The 17,332-nt window shown below is 63.9% G+C and carries 21 protein-coding genes; 6 read left to right on the top strand and 15 right to left on the bottom strand.

The features are described from left to right. Window positions 1–176 precede the first annotated feature (176 nt). Together FKM97_RS04430 and FKM97_RS04425 are read left to right on the top strand one after the other, a co-directional pair. Window positions 177–932 carry an SDR family oxidoreductase gene (locus FKM97_RS04430; protein WP_143957963.1) on the top strand — a complete coding sequence of 252 codons (756 nt, stop codon included), beginning with the start codon at window positions 177–179 and terminating at the stop codon, window positions 930–932. Window positions 933–967: 35 nt separating this feature from the next. Then, window positions 968–1,957 (top strand): NADP-dependent oxidoreductase, encoded by a 990-nt coding sequence (locus tag FKM97_RS04425; RefSeq protein ID WP_143957962.1) that lies wholly within the window; start codon window positions 968–970, stop codon window positions 1,955–1,957. 65 nt (window positions 1,958–2,022) lie between these two features. Here FKM97_RS04425 and FKM97_RS26215 read toward each other — a convergent pair whose 3' ends face one another. From FKM97_RS26215 to FKM97_RS04415, 3 genes are all read right to left on the bottom strand, one after another. Next, window positions 2,023–2,190 (bottom strand): hypothetical protein, encoded by a 168-nt coding sequence (locus tag FKM97_RS26215; protein ID WP_170240743.1) that lies wholly within the window; start codon window positions 2,188–2,190, stop codon window positions 2,023–2,025. Between the two features lie 69 nt (window positions 2,191–2,259). Further along, window positions 2,260–2,619 (bottom strand): VanZ family protein, encoded by a 360-nt coding sequence (locus FKM97_RS04420; protein WP_143957961.1) that lies wholly within the window; start codon window positions 2,617–2,619, stop codon window positions 2,260–2,262. A gap of 114 nt (window positions 2,620–2,733) precedes the next feature. Then, window positions 2,734–3,075, bottom strand: coding sequence for a hypothetical protein (locus FKM97_RS04415; RefSeq protein WP_143957960.1), 342 nt, complete (start codon window positions 3,073–3,075; stop codon window positions 2,734–2,736). Window positions 3,076–3,104: 29 nt separating this feature from the next. Between FKM97_RS04415 and FKM97_RS04410 the strand changes: the two genes are divergently transcribed. The 3 genes from FKM97_RS04410 (at window position 3,105) to FKM97_RS04400 (ending at window position 5,538) form a co-directional block, all read left to right on the top strand. Continuing rightward, window positions 3,105–4,055: a DMT family transporter gene (locus tag FKM97_RS04410; RefSeq protein WP_143957959.1), complete on the top strand. Its 951-nt coding sequence runs from the start codon at window positions 3,105–3,107 to the stop codon at window positions 4,053–4,055. A 107-nt stretch (window positions 4,056–4,162) separates the two neighbouring features. After that, the gene (locus FKM97_RS04405) at window positions 4,163–4,885 is read left to right on the top strand and encodes a DUF4142 domain-containing protein (protein ID WP_170240742.1); all 723 of its coding nucleotides are present in this window, start codon (window positions 4,163–4,165) and stop codon (window positions 4,883–4,885) included. Between the two features lie 23 nt (window positions 4,886–4,908). Further along, window positions 4,909–5,538 carry a hypothetical protein gene (locus tag FKM97_RS04400; RefSeq protein ID WP_143957957.1) on the top strand — a complete coding sequence of 210 codons (630 nt, stop codon included), beginning with the start codon at window positions 4,909–4,911 and terminating at the stop codon, window positions 5,536–5,538. 98 nt (window positions 5,539–5,636) lie between these two features. Here the strand turns inward: FKM97_RS04400 and FKM97_RS26870 are convergent, their stop codons facing one another. Beyond that, the gene (locus FKM97_RS26870) at window positions 5,637–5,762 is read right to left on the bottom strand and encodes a hypothetical protein (protein ID WP_281290072.1); all 126 of its coding nucleotides are present in this window, start codon (window positions 5,760–5,762) and stop codon (window positions 5,637–5,639) included. Window positions 5,763–5,976: 214 nt separating this feature from the next. Here FKM97_RS26870 and FKM97_RS04395 point away from each other — a divergent pair, with 214 nt between their 5' ends. Further along, the gene (locus FKM97_RS04395) at window positions 5,977–6,411 is read left to right on the top strand and encodes an NUDIX hydrolase (protein ID WP_246104936.1); all 435 of its coding nucleotides are present in this window, start codon (window positions 5,977–5,979) and stop codon (window positions 6,409–6,411) included. 30 nt (window positions 6,412–6,441) lie between these two features. On the opposite strand, the gene FKM97_RS04390 is transcribed toward FKM97_RS04395, so the two are convergent. The 11 genes from FKM97_RS04390 to FKM97_RS04340 form a co-directional block, all read right to left on the bottom strand. After that, entirely contained in the window at window positions 6,442–6,792 is a 351-nt protein-coding gene (locus FKM97_RS04390) for a DUF2934 domain-containing protein (RefSeq protein ID WP_143957955.1), read from the bottom strand. Between the two features lie 104 nt (window positions 6,793–6,896). Beyond that, window positions 6,897–7,235, bottom strand: coding sequence for a GNAT family N-acetyltransferase (locus FKM97_RS04385; RefSeq protein ID WP_342783538.1), 339 nt, complete (start codon window positions 7,233–7,235; stop codon window positions 6,897–6,899). Window positions 7,236–7,294: 59 nt separating this feature from the next. After that, window positions 7,295–8,788 (bottom strand): glycerol kinase GlpK, encoded by a 1,494-nt coding sequence (glpK, locus tag FKM97_RS04380; protein WP_143957954.1) that lies wholly within the window; start codon window positions 8,786–8,788, stop codon window positions 7,295–7,297. A gap of 55 nt (window positions 8,789–8,843) precedes the next feature. Then, on the bottom strand, window positions 8,844–10,580 hold the full coding sequence (locus FKM97_RS04375) for an ABC transporter substrate-binding protein (RefSeq protein ID WP_143957953.1): 1,737 nt from the start codon (window positions 10,578–10,580) through the stop codon (window positions 8,844–8,846). Window positions 10,581–10,651: 71 nt separating this feature from the next. Continuing rightward, window positions 10,652–10,933 (bottom strand): DUF2160 domain-containing protein, encoded by a 282-nt coding sequence (locus tag FKM97_RS04370; RefSeq protein WP_143957952.1) that lies wholly within the window; start codon window positions 10,931–10,933, stop codon window positions 10,652–10,654. Further along, complete coding sequence (locus FKM97_RS04365; protein ID WP_143957951.1) at window positions 10,933–11,811, bottom strand: carbohydrate ABC transporter permease; 879 nt, start codon at window positions 11,809–11,811, stop codon at window positions 10,933–10,935. The genes FKM97_RS04370 and FKM97_RS04365 overlap by 1 nt, the downstream gene beginning before the upstream one ends. Then, complete coding sequence (locus FKM97_RS04360; protein WP_143957950.1) at window positions 11,808–12,695, bottom strand: carbohydrate ABC transporter permease; 888 nt, start codon at window positions 12,693–12,695, stop codon at window positions 11,808–11,810. Before FKM97_RS04360 ends, FKM97_RS04365 begins: the two co-directional genes overlap by 4 nt. Further along, window positions 12,695–13,786 carry an ABC transporter ATP-binding protein gene (locus tag FKM97_RS04355; protein ID WP_143957949.1) on the bottom strand — a complete coding sequence of 364 codons (1,092 nt, stop codon included), beginning with the start codon at window positions 13,784–13,786 and terminating at the stop codon, window positions 12,695–12,697. The genes FKM97_RS04360 and FKM97_RS04355 overlap by 1 nt, the downstream gene beginning before the upstream one ends. An 8-nt stretch (window positions 13,787–13,794) precedes the next feature. Next, window positions 13,795–14,883, bottom strand: a complete 1,089-nt coding sequence (locus FKM97_RS04350; RefSeq protein ID WP_170240736.1) for an ABC transporter ATP-binding protein — start codon at window positions 14,881–14,883, stop codon at window positions 13,795–13,797. Further along, window positions 14,880–16,427 (bottom strand): glycerol-3-phosphate dehydrogenase, encoded by a 1,548-nt coding sequence (gene glpD / locus FKM97_RS04345; RefSeq protein ID WP_143957947.1) that lies wholly within the window; start codon window positions 16,425–16,427, stop codon window positions 14,880–14,882. Before glpD ends, FKM97_RS04350 begins: the two co-directional genes overlap by 4 nt. A gap of 78 nt (window positions 16,428–16,505) precedes the next feature. Continuing rightward, window positions 16,506–17,291, bottom strand: coding sequence for a DeoR/GlpR family DNA-binding transcription regulator (locus FKM97_RS04340; RefSeq protein ID WP_143957946.1), 786 nt, complete (start codon window positions 17,289–17,291; stop codon window positions 16,506–16,508). Window positions 17,292–17,332 lie beyond the last annotated feature (41 nt).

The raw sequence follows: 17,332 nt of genomic DNA, 5'->3' as shown, positions 1-17,332 counted from the left end.
GTTTATGCGCGCTGCCCTTGCTGAGCCGCCAGACGCTCGGGTCTTCAGCGGCCTCCTCAGGACGGCCTCCGCCACGAGATCACATGCCCTCTTGTACTGTCAATAGGTTTACATGCGCTCTGTTCTTTGAGATCATGCCGTCCTGATCCGCGAAAGACGGTGTTGGGAGAGAAGCGATGTCACGACTTGCGCTGGTCATCGGGGGTGGCAGCGGCCTGGGAAAGGCCTCCGCTGAAGCACTGGCGGCACAGGATTATCATGTGGCTGTTGCCGATCTCAGCCTCGAGGCGGCGCGCGCGACAACGGCAGGCCTGTCCGGCGGCGATCATCGCGCCTTCGCGGTCGACGTCGCCGACGAAGCCTCCGTCGAAGGCCTCTTCGACACGGTCGAGGCCGAGCTGGGCCCGGTCTCCGTGATGGCGAATTTTGCCGGTCTCCTGATCGCCCAGGACGGCGCCCGGATTGGCTTGATGCACACCTCGCTGGAGGATTGGGAGCGCAGCTTCGCGGTCAATGCCCGGGGCTGCTTTCTGGTCATCCGCGAGATGCTCCGCCGGCGTCGGGACAATCCCCTCCCCCATGGCCGCATCATCACCGTCAGCTCGCTCGCCGGCCAAATCGGCGGCGTGCGGGGCAGTGCGGCCTATGCCGCAGCCAAAGGCGCCGTTCTCACCCTGACGAAGACCGCTGCGCGCGAGGGCGGCCCCATTGGTGTCACCGCCAACGCCCTGGCGCCCGGCATGATCGATACCCCGATGCTGCGGCTCGTTCTGTCCCCGGCGGAGGAGACGACGGCATTGGCCTCCCTGCCCGTCGGTCGTGTCGGCCAGCCCCTGGAGATCGCGCATGCGATCACCTTCCTGGCCTCCGAGCAGTCGGGCTTCATGACCGGCGCCACCCTCGACATCAACGGCGGCCACTACATGCGCTGAACGGCGCGAGACCATCCAGACGCGAAGAGGCAGAGATGAACCGGCAGATCGTTCTGAAAGCCCGTCCCGTGGGACTTCCCAAACCCTCCGACTTCGAGCTGTTGAGGGCCCCCGTTCCGGAGCCCGCATCCGGCCAGTTCGTCACCCGGAACACCTATCTGGGCCTGGCACCCGCCGCCCGCATCCGCATGAGCGACGGCGACAGTTACGCCCCGCCCACTCCTCTGGGCTCGGTGATCTACGGACAGACCGCGGGCACGGTCGTCAGCTCCCGCCATGCCGGTTTCGCCATCGGCGAAAAGGTGGTGATCACCGATGGCGGCTGGCAGGACTACAGCCTCAGCGACGGCTCCACGGCAACCAAGATCGATGAGGCCAAGGCTCCCCTCACCCACTGGCTGGGGAGTCTCGGCGTCTCCGGCCTCACCGCCTATATCGGCCTGCTGGTCCATGGTCGACCCCAGCCGGGAGAGACCGTGATCGTGTCCGCCGCCGCCGGCGCAGTCGGCTCGATGGCTGGGCAGATCGCCAGGATCAAGGGCTGCCGCGTGGTGGGCATTGCCGGCGGAGACCGTAAATGCGCCTATGTGCGCGACGAATTGGGCTTTGACGACTGCATCGACTACCGCAGCGAGGACTTCACCACGGCCCTGGCGGCCGCCTGTTCGTCGGGGGCCGACATCTTCTTCGACAATGTCGGGGGTCAGGTTCGGAACGCCGTCATGCCGCGCATGAACCTGTTCGGCCGCATCGTCGTCTGCGGCATGATCTCAGAATACAATGGCGCCTCAACCGCGGGTCCGAGCTGGTTCCCGATCCTGACCCAGCGCCTGACCATCCGCGGCTTCCTCATGCGCGATCACATGGATCACCAGCCGCAATTCATCGACGACGTCAGCCATTGGCTGCAGGAAGACCGGATTGTCATGCGCGAGGATATTGCCGAAGGCCTGGAAAGCGCGCCCTGCGCCTTCCTGCGCATGCTGCAGGGTCAGAACTTCGGCAAGACCCTCGTCAGGCTGTGAGTGTGCATCGGTCACCGGGATCGCCTGAGGGGATCCCGGACGCCCCGGAATGCATCGGCGATCGGCTATCGGTCTGTGGACGGGCGTCGCGGCCGGTTCACGTAATTCTTCAGGATCGGCTCGCCGACCCGCGCCAGGATGATGCGCTCACGCTGGCCCTTCCAGCTCCTGAACAGCCAATGGCCGGCAATCGCCCCGGCAAAAACCACGCAAACGCTCATCACATCGATCATTACATGCTCCTGAACCGCGAAGCATACCTCATTCAAACGCAAAGACCTAATGATGTGTCTCTGGCCTGCTCAACGCTCCTGCCTTCGGAACGCGAAGGGGACAAGCATCGGCAATGCATGGGCGGCCAGAAGCCCTGAAAGCCCTCCGGCGAACTTCACCATCGCGTCCATCAGTCGGGCATGACGGTCGGGCGTCACCAATTGGGCGAATTCCAGCCCGAACACCAGCGAGGTCATCAGCACGGCGATTTCGAGTGTCCGTTTGGGATAGGCCAGGCTGAACAGGATGGTGACCGCTGCGAAGGCGATGAAATGTTCACCATTGCCTCCCAGCGCATGAATATGCGGCCGGTCGCGCAGCGGTGACAGGGTGGCAAGGGCGATGAACCCGACGGCGCCCCAGGCTGAAAAAATAAGCAACTTGCGCATGTTTGCCTTGGATCGAGAAGCTGCAGGGTCCTGATGCAATCTCCAAGCCAAATCCAAGTCTAAGGCTTTTTCATAGCACGACTGAGGTCTTCTCTTGTGCGTCTCCGATGAATGTCAGTCGGGCATGGGCTCTGCATCGGGCGGCACCACCCATTCCGTGATCTGCGCGACGAACGGCGCGAACAGGATCGTCTGTCCTTGGGGATCGGCGGAGAAATAATGCTGGTTGTAGGTCACCCCGTCTTCCGTGGTGTAGCCGGTCACCGCCCAGCGGACCTTCACGGCTTCCGAAACCAGATATCCCTTTTTGACGAGGTCCTTGGCAATGTCTCCCGGGTCTCGATCGTCTCGGATGGTGATCAGGTCCTGTACATCGACACTATTCGTCAGCTTGACCGTATAGACCCACATGCTCGCGTCCTTTTTCCAGCCCGAAGGCGACGCCATGATCATCATGGTACTTCCGCTGTTCGGTCAACTGCGCCATGGTCGAGACGACCACGTCCCGCCTGACTCTACTCCGGCTCCCCATGCTCGTCTCGGAACTCCTGTCTATAGCGGCGGCAGTCTGCATCGCCCTCAGCGGCATGCTGATCGCGGAATTGCGGGGCCGCGTCCGGGTGCTGACCCTGACCCGCTGGCAGATGACGGCGGCCTTTTTCATGACGGCTGTCGCATCTTTGGTCGTCGGTGGCTGGCGCAGCATCGACCCGTGGCAATTGAGCTTGCTGGCGGCATCGGGTTTCTTCGGCATCATCATCGGCGGCATCACCTATTTTGCGGCCATCTACGCCGCCGGTGCACGAACCGCAGCCTTGCTGTTCTCCCTGACGTCGCCCTTTGCCCTGCTCCTCGGCTACGTCTTTCTCGATGAGGTCGTCACCGCCCAGCAGGGGCTCGGGATCGGTCTTGTCTTGATCGGGATCGTGATGGCGGTCGGACGACCCGAACGGCTGGAGACCGTCATGACCGCCCCTGGAGTAACCCGGCCCGCGAAATTGCCCTGGCTTGGGATCGCCTGCGGAACGACCACCGCCCTGTGTCAGGCCCTGGGTGTTCTTCTGGCGCGCCCTGCCATGGCGGCGGGTGCCGAACCCTTCACGGCGATGGCCATTCGAGCGGGGATCGGCGCGCTGTTTTTCTCGCTCCTTGTCACGCTGCCCTTCGTGGCTCGAGCGACGGCGACGTCTCAGTCACCGTCGATTAAATCGAGAGCTATCGCCTTTTCCGCTGCCTTCTTCGGCACCGCCTTGGGAACCTGCCTTCTGCTGGCAGCACTCGCGCATGGCAATGTGGGGATCGTCGCCACCCTGTCATCCATGACGCCCATCGTCATCCTGCCGATGATCTGGATCCGAACCGGTCTTCGCCCGGTCGCGACGGCGTGGCTCGGCGCCTTCTTCGCCGTCGTCGGCACGGCGCTGATTAGCCTCTAGCGCAACCGTCGACGGCCTGTCTGTCCGGCAGCGATTCTTCCCGCCAAAACAGGAACCTATGACCGCGCCCCCGGTTGTCCTGCGAACGAATGCCGAGGAGCATGAAGATGAGACGACACCTATTGGGAAGCGCCAGTCTGGCGCTTGCACTCGCGTGGAGCACCGCCGCTTTCGCGCAGATGGACAACAATGAATTCATGGCCAAGGCGATTCAGACGAACCTTGCTGAAATCGCTTTGGGCAAGCTCTCTCAGGAGAAGGCGCAGGACGCAAAGGTCCGCCAGTATGGCGAGATGATGGTGAAGGAGCACACCGAGGCCAATGCCGAGGCCGAGGCGCTCGCCCGGTCCCTTAACCTGACACCGCCTACGGCTCCGTCCGAGGACGACCAGGAGATCGCCCGGAAGCTGTCGGGGCTTTCCGGTGCAGCCTTCGACGAGGAGTTCGTTGACGCCATGGTCGATGGCCATGAGGAAGCGGTGGCCATGTTCCGCGAGCAGTCCGAGGCCACCGATTCGGTGGGTCAGTTCGCCAAGAAGATGCTGCCGCACCTTGAGGAGCATCTGCGGCTCGCCGAAGCGTTGGATGACGATGCGGATGGCGCCGAGAACGCCGCCGTGAAGGACCCGTCCAAAAACGAGGCGAAGCTCGCTCCCGGAGCCAACAGCTTCACGGAGGGACAGGCTCAGTCTCGCATATCCGACATGGGCTACACCGACGTCGGTCCGCTGAAGAAGGATGAGAACGGTATCTGGCGGGGCGAAGCCAAGAAGGACGGCAAGGCCATGGCGGTCGGTGTCGACTTTCAGGGAAATGTCGTCGCTGAATAAAAGTTTTGCACCGGAGAGCCGTTATGACACGTACACTGACAGCATTATTTGATGATTTCGCCGAAGCCAGGACCACGGTCGCTGAGCTGGAAGCCTCGGGGATCCCCCACAGCGACATCAGCATCGTCGCTAACAATGCCGGCAACCGCCATTCTGAGCACCACCATGGTGAGCACCACCATAGTGAGGCGGCGGAAGACGCGGGCAAGGGCGCCGGCATCGGCGGCGTGCTTGGGGGAGGCGCAGGCCTCCTCGCCGGCTTGGGCCTTCTCGCTGTTCCCGGTCTTGGACCGGTCGTGGCCGCGGGTTGGTTGGCGGCGACGGCGACCGGTGCCATTGCCGGCGCCATTGCCGGCGGCGCGGCCGGTGGCATCGTCGGGGCACTGACGGAGTCCGGGGTGGATGAGGACCGGGCCCATGTCTACGCCGAAGGCGTTCGCAGAGGCGGTACCCTCGTCACCGTCCGCACTGACGAAGCCCATGCCGCGACGGCGGAGGCCATCCTCAATCGTGACACTGTCATTGACCCCGATGTGCGCGGTCGCGCCTATCGCGAGCAAGGCTGGACGGGTTTCGACGAGAGCGCCCCAGCCTATACCCATGAGGAGATCGAACGCGAGCGGAGCATCTATTCTCCGACACCGCGTCTGTAACTTTCACGGTCACTGAGGACGAATAAGGCGACGCCGGTGCCCATGCTCGTCCGGACCTGCGCGGCAGGGACGGACCGATCACGGGTGCCGGCGTCGTTTTACGAGTCGAGCGCCTTGCGGGCGGCGGGCAAGCCTGGGGCGCCGTCGATCGTGGTGACCCCGTCGACATGGCTTGGGCACTGGTCCAGCCGAATGTCATGGGCAGCGATCGCAACTTTCAGCATTGATGATCATTCTCCCCTGGAAGGGGCGCTTCCCCGCCCTTTCACAGCACAACCAGTGCCCTTTTCTTCGCAACCCTATGCGCGATCCGCGAGACGAGGGGAGGGAGTTCGGGACGCGGGCGGAGATTTGCGCTATGATGCAAACCCAATGACGACAGGATTCTTAAAGAGATTTTGCCCACTCGAAGCGGCACCGGATGATGAGAGAACTCAAGTGGCTGCGCTTCCCATACGACGCGCACCGACGGGAGACCTTTCTGTTCTTCTGGTGACCTCGCGCCAGACGCGCAGATGGATCATTCCCAAGGGAAACCTGATCAAGGGCCTGCCGGATCACGAGGCTGCTGCTGTAGAGGCGCTGGAGGAGGCTGGTGTCGTCGGTGAGATTTCCTCACAGTCGATCGGCTCATACACCTTTCGCCGACAGATCGATTCCCGGTGGCAACTGATTCGGGTGGCCGTCTACCTCCTGGAGGTTCGCCAGCAGCTGGACACCTTCAAGGAACAGGCCGAGCGGGAACTTCGCTGGTGCACGATCTTGGAGGCCGCCGATCTCGTGCGTGAAGAAGAGCTCCAAGCGCTCATTCGCAGCGTCGATGGTGATCTGCGTGCTCAAGCGGGCCAGCCGGAGTCGGGCGACACCGCGTGACGTGCTGAGGCGCCGCTCCGGATCAGACTGTCAGAGCAAGCCGCGCGTGCGCGTCATGGATCTGGTGGGATCCGCGGCATGTTTCGGCGCAGTCGAATACTCACCCCTCTCATAGATCTCGATGGCTTGCCGCCAGTGATGAGTCGCCCGCCCCTCAGGCCGCCCTTCTGCTTCCCAGATCCGATGCGCGATGATCCGCAATGTTTTCTCGCGCTCTTTCTCGTCCAGAACGCGCTCGATATCCGCAGCATGCTCCAGGCACTCTTCCGAGAGGCGCTCCATGGCCTCCAGGGCTCTTTCGTCGGTGGTCCGGAGCGCCATTTCTCTGTATTTTCTAGCCATCTGGCGATATCGGACGGCGTCCCGCTTATCTTCGTGCATGATTGCTGTGCCTGCTCTGTCTCACCTGACGAAGGGGTAAAACTCTAACGGCGTCATGGTTTCGATTCAGTTAGATAAATTACTCCGGCCGTCCATCGAGCGTCTCAGCGTCCCGACGGCCTGCCACGCCGTCTCAGCCAGGCGGCAGCGTAGCCGCAAAGCGGCACGATCTCCAAACCTTGCGCGTCGACCTCCTTCACGATGCCGCGCATCAGCCGGTCCGCAGCGCCAGTGCCCCTGAGCTTGGGTGGCGCCTCGACATGGGTGATCACCACGGACGATCCGCTCCGGCGATAATTGGCAAAGACGATGTCGCCATCGACGGCGAGCTCGAAGCGGCTCTTCTCGGCATTGTCGCGGACGTCCTGCACCGTGCTCCTCCGTCGGCTCTCCGGATCGAAGAACCAGAACTCGAAAAACCGGGGTGTGGTTCCCCGGTCCAAGAATTTTGTCCGGGATCTGAAGCGCGGCTGGCGTATCTCCGCCGGGGGCTGGGGCCGAACTAGCCTGGCTGGTATCTCAACCGCGCAATGGCGCGCGACCAGGCCTGCAGCTTCACGTCCCGGCTTTCGGCACTCATCTGCGGCAGAAAGCGTTTCTCGAGCCTCCAGAGCCGGCTGAAGCCCTCTTCGTCGGGCCACACGCCGGCGCTGCGACCGGCGAGCCAGGCAGCACCGAGCGCCGTCGTCTCCAGGATCATGGGGCGATCCACCGGGGCATCGAGCATGTCGGCGAGCCGCTGCATCGTCCAGCTGCTCGCCACCATGCCTCCGTCGACCCGCAGCATGGTCTGGGAGCCGTCCCGCCAATCCTTTCGCATGGCTTCGATGAGGTCGCGGGTCTGGAAGCACACGGCCTCCAATGCGGCCCGTGCCAGCTCGCGCGGACCGGTAGCGCGGGTGAGGCCGAACAGGGCTCCCCGTGCCTCGGGGTCCCAGTGAGGAGCGCCGAGCCCGGTGAAAGCGGGAACAAGGATCACGTCTTGCCCGGGGTCGGCAGTATCGGCCAGATCTCCCGACTGATCTGCGGTCTCGATGACCTTCAGCGCATCGCGCAGCCACTGGACGGCGGCCCCGGCAACGAAGATCGAACCTTCCAGGGCGTAGGTCGTCCGTCCGTCCAGCCGATAGGCGATGGTGGTCAGCAGCTTGTTCTGCGAGGCGACCGCCGATCGCCCCGTGTTGAGCACGGCGAAGCAGCCTGTGCCATAGGTTGACTTCACCATTCCCGGCTCGAAGCACGCCTGCCCGATCGTGGCTGCCTGCTGGTCGCCGGCAATCCCGCACACCGCGATCGAGCCGCCCAGCAGGTCGGCCTCCGTCTCCCCGAAACGGGTCGCGCAGTCCATCACCTCCGGCAGCAGCGCGGCCGGCACGCGCAGCAGCCGCAGCAGCTCCTCGTCCCAAGCTCCCCGATGAATGTCGTAAAGGAGCGTGCGCGAGGCATTGGTGGCGTCCGTGGCATGGACGCGGCCCCCCGTCAGCCGCCACAGTAGGAAGCAATCCACCGTCCCGCAGGCCAGCTGGCCGGCCTCGGCCGCAGCCCGGGCGCCCGGCACGTGGTCCAGGATCCAGGCGATCTTCGTGCCCGAGAAATAGGGGTCCGACAGCAGGCCGGTCCGCGCCGTGATCAGCGGCTCGGCCCCGTCTTCGCGCAGCTTCGCGCAGACGTCCGCGGTGCGTCGGTCTTGCCAGACGATCGCATTGTGAATGGGCTTGCCACTATGCCGCTCCCAGACGATGACCGTCTCGCGCTGGTTTGCGATCCCGATGGCCGCGATGTCGCGAGCCGAAAGTCTGGCCTTCTCCAGCGCCCGCCGGGCCGTGTTGAGGGTCGTGCGCCACAGGTCCTCCGGGTCGTGCTCCACCCACCCCGAAGCCGGAAAATGCTGCGGAAACTCCTCCTGGTCGAGGGCGAGCACCGTCAGGCTCGCATCGAACAGCATGGCGCGTGAAGATGTCGTGCCCTGGTCGAGGGCGAGGATGATGCCGGTCATGAGACGCTCGCAGATGCGAGCCCCTGCCTCGCCGGAGGCAGGGGCTCGCCAGGACTTAGTTCTTTTTCGCGGTCGCGTCTTCCCAGCTCTTGATCAGCTCGTCATAGTCGACGGTGATCGGCTTTTCCTTCTCGTTCGCCACCGGCGGCTGGGGCGCGAGAGTGCCGTCGGCCTTCGCCTTCTCGTACCAATACTCCACCGGATGCTCCTCATTGAGCTTCGGCCCGCATTCGCCCTGCACGCCGGCCCTCTCGAGGCGGGCCAGCACCCGGTCCTGTTCCGTCGCCAGGGCGTCCATCGCCTCCTGCGGTGTCTTGGCGCCCGAAGCGGCATCACCGATATTCTGCCACCAGAGCTGCGCCAGCTTCGGGTAGTCCGGAACATTGGTGCCGGTCGGCGTCCACTGCACCCGTGCCGGTGAGCGGTAGAACTCGACCAGCCCGCCGAGCTTGGGAGCCCGTTCGGTGAAGCTCTTGTCGCGCACATCCGAATCGCGCACGAAGGTGAGGCCCACATGGCTCTTCTTCAGCGACACGGTCTTCGCGACCGTGAACTGCGCATAGAGCCAGGCGGCCTTGGCGCGGTCTTCCGGCGTCGACTTGAGCAGCGTCCAGGAGCCCGCATCCTGGTAGCCGAGCTTCATGCCGTCCTTCCAATAGACCCCGTGCGGCGAGGGTGCCATCCGCCACTTGGGCGTATCATCGGCATTCACGACCGGCAGACCCGGCTTCACCATGTCCGCGGTGAAGGCCGTATACCAGAAGATCTGCTGGGCGATCTGGCCCTGTGCCGGGACCGGACCGGATTCCGAGAACGTCATGCCCGCAGCTTCCGGGGGTGCGTATTTGTTCAGCCAGTCGATATATTTGCTGATCGAATAGACGGCCGCGGCACCATTGGTGTCGCCGCCGCGCGTGACGGAGGAACCCGCCGGCCGGCAGCCTTCGACGCGAATGCCCCATTCATCCACCGGCTTTCCGTTCGGCAGCCCCTTGTCGCCGTTTCCCGCCATGGACAGCCAGGCATCCGTGAACCGCCAGCCGAGCGACGGGTCCTTCTTGCCGTAATCCATATGGCCGTACACCTTCTTGCCGTCGATCTCGCCGAGATCGTTGAAGAAGGCGGCGATGTCCTCATAGGCCGACCAGTTCACCGGCACGCCGAGCTCGTAGCCGTACTTGTCCTTGAACTTGGCCTTGATGTCCGGATTGGTAAACCAGTCATAGCGGAACCAGTACAGGTTCGCGAATTGCTGGTCGGGCAGCTGATAGAGCTTCCCGTCCGGCCCGGTCGTGAACGACTTGCCCATGAAGTCGTCGATGTCGAGCATCGGATTGGTGACGTCCTTGCCCTCGTTGGCCATCCAGTCGGTCAGGTTTCGCACCTGTTGATAGCGGAAATGCGTCCCGATCAGGTCGCTGTCATTGACCCAGGCGTCATAGACATTCTGTCCCGACTGCATCTGGGTCTGCAGCTTCTCCACCACGTCGCCCTCCTGGATCAGGTCGTGATTGACCTTGATCCCGGTGATCTCGGTGAAGGCCTTGGCCAGGGTCTTGGCCTCGTATTCATGCGTGGTGATCGTCTCCGAGACCACGTTGATCTCCATGCCCTGGAAGGGCTTGGCGGCATCGATGAACCACTGCATCTCCTTCAGCTGTTCGTCCTTGGAGAGCGTGGAGGGTTGGAATTCGCTGTCGATCCAGCGCTGGGCCGCGGCTTCGTCCGCCTGCGCCCCCGAACTTGTCAGCAGAACGACGACCGCGGCCGTCGCGAGCAACATCTGTCTCATCTCGAGTTTCCTCCGTTTATACTTATGGGACACGGGACGCTTGCCGGGGTGATCGCCTCCTTTCCTTTCTGTCAGACCCATCGGAACACGCAGACTGCATAGACGGCGCACAGGCCGAGCGCCCACCACAGGTTGGAGCCGGCGAAGGCGAGCCAGATCAGGCAGATGAAGGCGCTGCCCAGCAGCGAGATGAACAGGCGGTCGCCTCGGGTCGTCTCGATCCGCAGCAGCCCGTGGCGCGGCGCACCGCCGGGCCGCACCGCCTCCCAGGCCATCATCACCGCGAAGATCACCCCGATGCTGATGAAGAACACCGCCGTCGGCATCGTCCAGGCCATCCAGGTCAGATCCATCAGACTCTCCCCAGGGCAAAGCCCTTGGCGATGTAGTTGCGGACGAAATAGATCACCAGCGCACCCGGAATGATGGTCAGCACGCCCGCGGCGGCCAGCAATCCCCAATCCATCCCCGAAGCCGAGACCGTTCGCGTCATCGTCGCCGCGATCGGCTTCGCCGCGACCGCCGTGAGCGTCCGCGCGAGCAGGAGTTCCACCCACGAGAACATGAAGCAGAAGAAGGCGGCGACCCCGATGCCCGAGGCGATCAGCGGCATGAAGATCTTGATGAAGAAGCGCGGGAAGGAATAGCCGTCGATATAGGCGGTCTCGTCGATCTCTTTCGGCACCCCGGACATGAAGCCTTCCAGGATCCAGATCGCCAGGGGCACATTGAACAGGCAATGGGCGAGCGCCACCGCCACATGCGTGTCGAACAGTCCGATGGACGAATAGAGCTGGAAGAACGGCAGCGCGAAGACGGCCGGCGGGGCCATCCGGTTGGTGAGCAGCCAGAAGAACAGATGCTTGTCGCCGAGGAAGCGATAGCGGGAGAAGGCATAAGCGGCCGGCAGCGCCACCGCCAGCGAGATCACCACGTTCATCGCCACATAGGTCAGCGAGTTGATGTAGCCCGAATACCAGGACGGATCGGTGAAGATGGTGCGGTAATTGTCCAGCGTCGGCGCATGCGGCCAGAGATTGACGCCGGAGATGATCTCCTGGTTCGTCTTGAGGCTCATATTGATGAGCCAGTAGATCGGGATGAGGAGGAACACGATATAGAGCGTCGGCACCAGCCAGCTGAACGAGGCCTTGCGGCGCACCCGCAAGGAGCCGGCATCACGGGCCGCATCCGCCTTCCTCTCCACCACCTCCGCCTCGGCTGTGGTCATGGCGCACGTCCTTTCGGCCGTTCCTCGCCCACATTGGTCATGACGGTATAGAACACCCAGGAGAGCAGCAGGATGATGAGGAAATAGACGATCGACATGGCCGCGGCCGGCCCCAGGTCGAATTGCCCGATCGCCATCTTCACCAGGTCGATGGACAGGAATGTGGTGGAATTGCCGGGCCCGCCGCCGGTCACCACGAAGGGCTCCGTATAGATCATGAACGAGTCCATGAACCGCAGCAGCACGGCGATCAGCAGCACCCGCTGCATCTTCGGCAGCTGGATGTAGCGGAACACCGCCCAGCGCGAGGCCCCGTCGATCCGTGCGGCCTGGTAATAGGCCTCCGGGATGGAACGCAGCCCGGCATAGCAGAGCAGGACCACGAGGCTCGTCCAGTGCCACACATCCATGACGATGATGGTCGTCCAGGCCGCGATCGGGTCGCGGGTATAATTATAGTCGATGCCCAGCACGCTGTTGAGGAAATAGCCGAGCAGGCCGATGTCGCCGCGGCCCATGATCTGCCAGATCGTGCCGACCACGTTCCACGGGATCAGCAGCGGCAGCGCCATCAGCACGAGGCAGACCGGCACGGCCCAGCCCTGTCGCGGCATGGTGAGGGCGATGGCGATGCCCAGCGGGATCTCGATCGCCAGCACGATGGCCGAGAAGATCAGATTGCGCATGAGGGCTTCGTGAAACCGGCTTGAATGCAGCAGCTCCTCGAACCATTCCGTGCCCGCCCAGAAGAACTCGTTGTTCCCGAACGTGTCCTGAACCGAATAATTGACCACGGTCATCAGCGGGATTACGGCCGAGAACGCCACCAGCAGCAGCATCGGCAGGACCATGAACCAGGCGAAATTGTTGGGCGTCCTGTCCATCAGGCGGCCCTCCCCTGCACCAGATGGCCGCCCGAATAGACGTGCAGGTGACCGGGATCCAGCACGATCCGCGCCTGGTCGCCATCGATCTTGGCCTCTTCCGGCGCGATCACATTGAGGCTCGTTCCTTCGAACTCCACCCGCGCCACCTTCATGCGTCCGATATCGTCGATGCGGCGGACCTGGACGGGCAGTCCCCGGGCCTCCGCACCGATGCGGATGAACTCCGGGCGAATGCCGATCTCGACGCCGTCTGCACCCATGTCGCCATCCGCATAGGCGCTGGCGAGCGCGATCTCATGGCCTCCGGCAAGCCTGGCCGTGGTGCCGGAGACCTGCGCCGGCAGGAAGTTCATGCCCGGCGAACCGATGAAGTAGCCTACGAATTTATGCGCCGGCCGGTCGAAGAGATCTTCCGGCGTGCCGATTTGGACTACCGCCCCTTCGAACATCACGACCACCGTGTCGGCGAAGGTCAAGGCCTCGGTCTGGTCATGGGTTACATAGACCATGGTGAAGTCGAACTCCCGATGCAGCTGCTTGAGCTGCGAGCGGAGCTGCCACTTCAGATGCGGATCGATGACCGTCAGCGGTTCGTCGAACAGGATCGCATTGACGTCGGAGCGGACGAGGCCGCGCCCGAGCGAGATCTTCTGCTTCATGTCGGCGGTCAGCCCCTTGGCCCGCCGCGCCAGCACGGGCCCCAGGCCCAGCATCGCCGCGATCTCCGCCACCCGGCTGTCGATCTGCGCCCGCGCCACTCCCCGGTTGCGCAAGGGGAAGGCGAGGTTCTCCGCCACCGTCATCGTGTCGTAGATCACCGGGAACTGGAACACCTGGGCGATGTTGCGCGCCTCCGTCGGCAGCGTCGTCACATCCTCCTGATTGAACAGGACCCGCCCGCGGCTGGGCACCACCAGCCCGGAGATGATGTTGAGCAGGGTCGTCTTGCCACAGCCGGACGGGCCCAGCAGCGCATAGGCGCCGCCATTCTCCCAAACATGGTTGAGCTCCTTCAACGCGAAGTCCTGCGGCCCCTGGGGATCGGCGAGATAGGAATGGGCGACATGATCGAGAGTGATGCGGGCCATCTCGCCTCCTATGCCGCCGATTTCAGGTCGGGAGCGGCCGCCAGGGCGCCATCCGTGGTGAAGACGAAGAAGTCCCGCGGGTCGAGGAACATCTCGATCGTCTGCCCGATGCTGAACTCGCGGATGCCATGGGCCAGGGCGACCCAGCGGAGGCCTCCGAAATCCGTATGCACGAAGCTCTCTGATCCCGTGATCTCCGTGATGGCCACTTTCGCCGGGAGGGAGATCGTCGCGTGCAGCGGCTTCTCCAGCAGCAGATGGTTCGGACGGAACCCGAGGGTGTAAGGCCCATCCGGCAGCCCCGCCATTTGCCCCGTGGCAGGGATCGTCAGCCCCTCGGCATGGACCAGCCTGTCGCCGCGCTTGTCCATCATCAGCAGGTTCAGCGGCGGATCCGAGAAGGTCTGCGCGGTGACGAGGTCTCTGGGGGTGCGATAGACCGACAGCGTCGGCCCGAACTGCGTGATCCGGCCCTGATGCAGCGTGGCGGTCTGCCCCCCCAGCAACAGGGCCTCCGTCGGCTCGGTCGTGGCATAGACGACGATGGCGTTGCTTTCAGCGAAGATCCGCGGCAGCTCCTCGCGCATTTCCTCCCGCAGCTTGTAGTCGAGATTGGCCAGCGGCTCGTCGAGCAGCACGAGCTGGGCGGATTTCACCAGCGCGCGCGCCAGCGCCGTGCGCTGCTGTTGTCCGCCCGACAGCTCCAGCGGCCGCCGCTCCAAATAGGGGCCGAGCTTCATGACATCGGCGGTTCGGCGCACCCGGGCATCGAGCTCGGCCTGCCCCACGCCCGCCACGCGCAGCGGCGAGGCGATGTTCTCATAGACGGTCATGTTCGGGTAATTGATGAACTGCTGGTAGACCATCGCCACCGAACGGCGGCGCACCGCCACGCCGGTCACGTCCTCGCCGTCGAAGATCACCCGGCCCGTGTCCGGCCTGTCGAGCCCCGCCATCAGCCTGAGAAGGCTGGTCTTGCCCGACAGCGTCGGCCCCAGCAGGATGTTGAAGGTGCCCCGTTGCAACACGAGCGAGATGTCGGCGAGGTGCGTCTCCCCGCCGACGGTCTTGCTGACACTGCGCAATTCGAGGGTCACGTCTCCGCCCCCACTTTCGCCGCCTGCGCCTGCGCCGGCTCCAAGCCGCGGGCGATGCGCATCCACGCATCCAGCGCCTCGATCTCGGCGGCACTCATGCGATATCCGAGCTTGGATCGCCGCCAGACGACATCCTCCGCCGTCTGGGCCCATTCATTATCCATGAGATAGCGCACTTCGCGCTCCGTCAGGTCCGCTCCGAAGCGACGGCCCCAATCGGCCTCCGTCCGCACCCCCTCGAGCATGCGCGCGGCCCGCGTCCCATAGGCCCGCACCAGCCGCTGCGCCAGTTTCGCAGGGCAGCTGGGACAGTTCTCGATGAGCCTCGCCACCAGGGCGTCATAGCCATCCACGGGAAAATCCCCGCCGGGCAGCGGCGCTTCATGGGTCCAAGGCGCAGGCAGCCCGGGAAAGCAGGGCTCGAGCTTCTCCAGCGCATGCTCCGACAGCCGCCGGAACGTGGTGATCTTGCCCCCATAGACCGTCAGCAGCGGCGCTTGGCCCTGCGCGTCATCGAGCTCCAGCACGTAGTCTCGGGTCGCCGCCTGGGCGTCGCTGGCGCCGTCGTCATAGAGCGGCCGGACGCCGGAATATGTCCGCACCACGTCCTCAGCTGAGATCGGCCGGACGAAATAATCATTTGCCAAAGTGCAGAGATAGTCGATCTCCTCTGGCGTGATCGTCGGCGTTCCGGGATCGCCGACATAATCCACATCCGTCGTGCCGATGAGCGTGAAGTCATGCTCATAGGGAATGGCGAAGACGATCCTGTTATCGGCGTTCTGGAAGATATAGGCGCGGTCGTGGTCGAACAGCTTGCGCACCACGATGTGGCTGCCTTTCACGAGCCGCACATGGGAGTGGCCGGTTTGTCCGATCTGGTCCGACAGAATGCGGGAGACCCAAGGCCCTGCCGCATTGACCAGCACCCGTGCCTCGATGCGCTCGGCGGCCCCCGGTCCGGCGTCGCGCAGCGTGAGTGTCCAGCTCTCGGCACCCCTCCTCGCCGCCACCAGTTCGCTTCGGGTTCGGATGTCCGCGCCCCGCGCTTTCGCATCCATGGCGGTGAGCGCCACCAGCCGGGCGTCGTCCACCCAGCAATCCGAATATTCCATGGCTTTCACGAAGTCCGGCTTCAGCGGTCGCCCCGCCACATCGGTGCGCAGATCGAGGCTGCGGCTGGGCGGCAGCAATTTCCGCCCGCCGAGATGGTCATAGAGGAACAGGCCGAGCCGGATCAGCCAGGCGGGCCGCAGCCCCTTGTGGTGTGGCAGCACGAAGCGCAGGGGCCAGATGATGTGCGGCGCGGCCCTCAGCAGCACTTCCCGCTCGATCAGCGCCTCGCGCACCAGCCTGAACTCGTAATATTCGAGATAGCGCAGGCCGCCATGGATGAGCTTGGTGGAGGCCGAGGAGGTGCTGCCGGCAAGGTCCCCCTTCTCGCACAGGAACACCGACAATCCGCGCCCGGCCGCATCGCGGGCGATACCGCAGCCATTGATGCCGCCGCCGATGACGGCGATGTCGACAATGCCGTTCTGCACCCTTCCTCCATGCCTCGCTTTTTCGCTGCGAAGCTTAAGGCGAGGGTATAGGGAAGAAAACGAAATTCAACCGAAACTTTATGCGGAGGCGAAATCCGTCTCCAGGCCGGGCGAGGTTTCGATCAGCCGCACTTCCGAGGCTGCACAGACGTCTCGGACCGCCTCCGTCGTGCAGCGGTCGGTGACGAAGACATCCACTTGCGAGAGATGGCCGATCCTCACCGGCGCGGAGCGTTCGAACTTGGTGGCGTCCGCCACCAGGATGACGTTGCGCGCATTCGACATGATCGCCTGGGCGACCCTCACTTCGCGATAATCGTAGTCCAGCAGGGCGCCGTCCTTGTCGATGGCCGACACCCCGATCACGGCATGGTCGACCTTGAACTGGCGGATGAAGTCCACGGCCGCTTCCCCCACGATGCCGCCATCCGCATGCCGCACCACGCCGCCGGCCACGATCACCTCGATCTGTGAATATCCGCGCATCAGGCTGGCGACATTGAGGTTGTTGGTGATCACCATCAGCCCATGATGCTGAAGCAGCGCCCGGGCCACGGCTTCGGTGGTTGTGCCGATATTCACGAACAGCGAGGCATTGTCGGGAACCAGGCCCGCCGCCGCGATCCCGATCGCCTCCTTCTCGTCGCGCGCGATCATGCGCCGTGCGTCATAGCCCACATTCTCGATGCCCGAGGACAGGATCGCCCCGCCATGGACCCGGATGAGCAGCTTCCGCTCGCAGAGGTCGTTCAGGTCCTTGCGAATCGTCTGCGGCGTGACCCCGAACTGGGCCGCCAGCCCTTCCACCGTGACCCGCCCGAGCTGCCGGGCCGTATCCAGCACCGTTTGTTGTCGCGGCAACATGTTTCACTCCACTTTCGCCGTGAAGCATTATCACGCGAGGG

Origin of the sequence: Rhodoligotrophos appendicifer (assembly GCF_007474605.1) — a bacterium.
GTDB lineage: Bacteria > Pseudomonadota > Alphaproteobacteria > Rhizobiales > Im1 > Rhodoligotrophos > Rhodoligotrophos appendicifer.
This window is presented reverse-complemented; position numbering and strand designations above follow the sequence as displayed.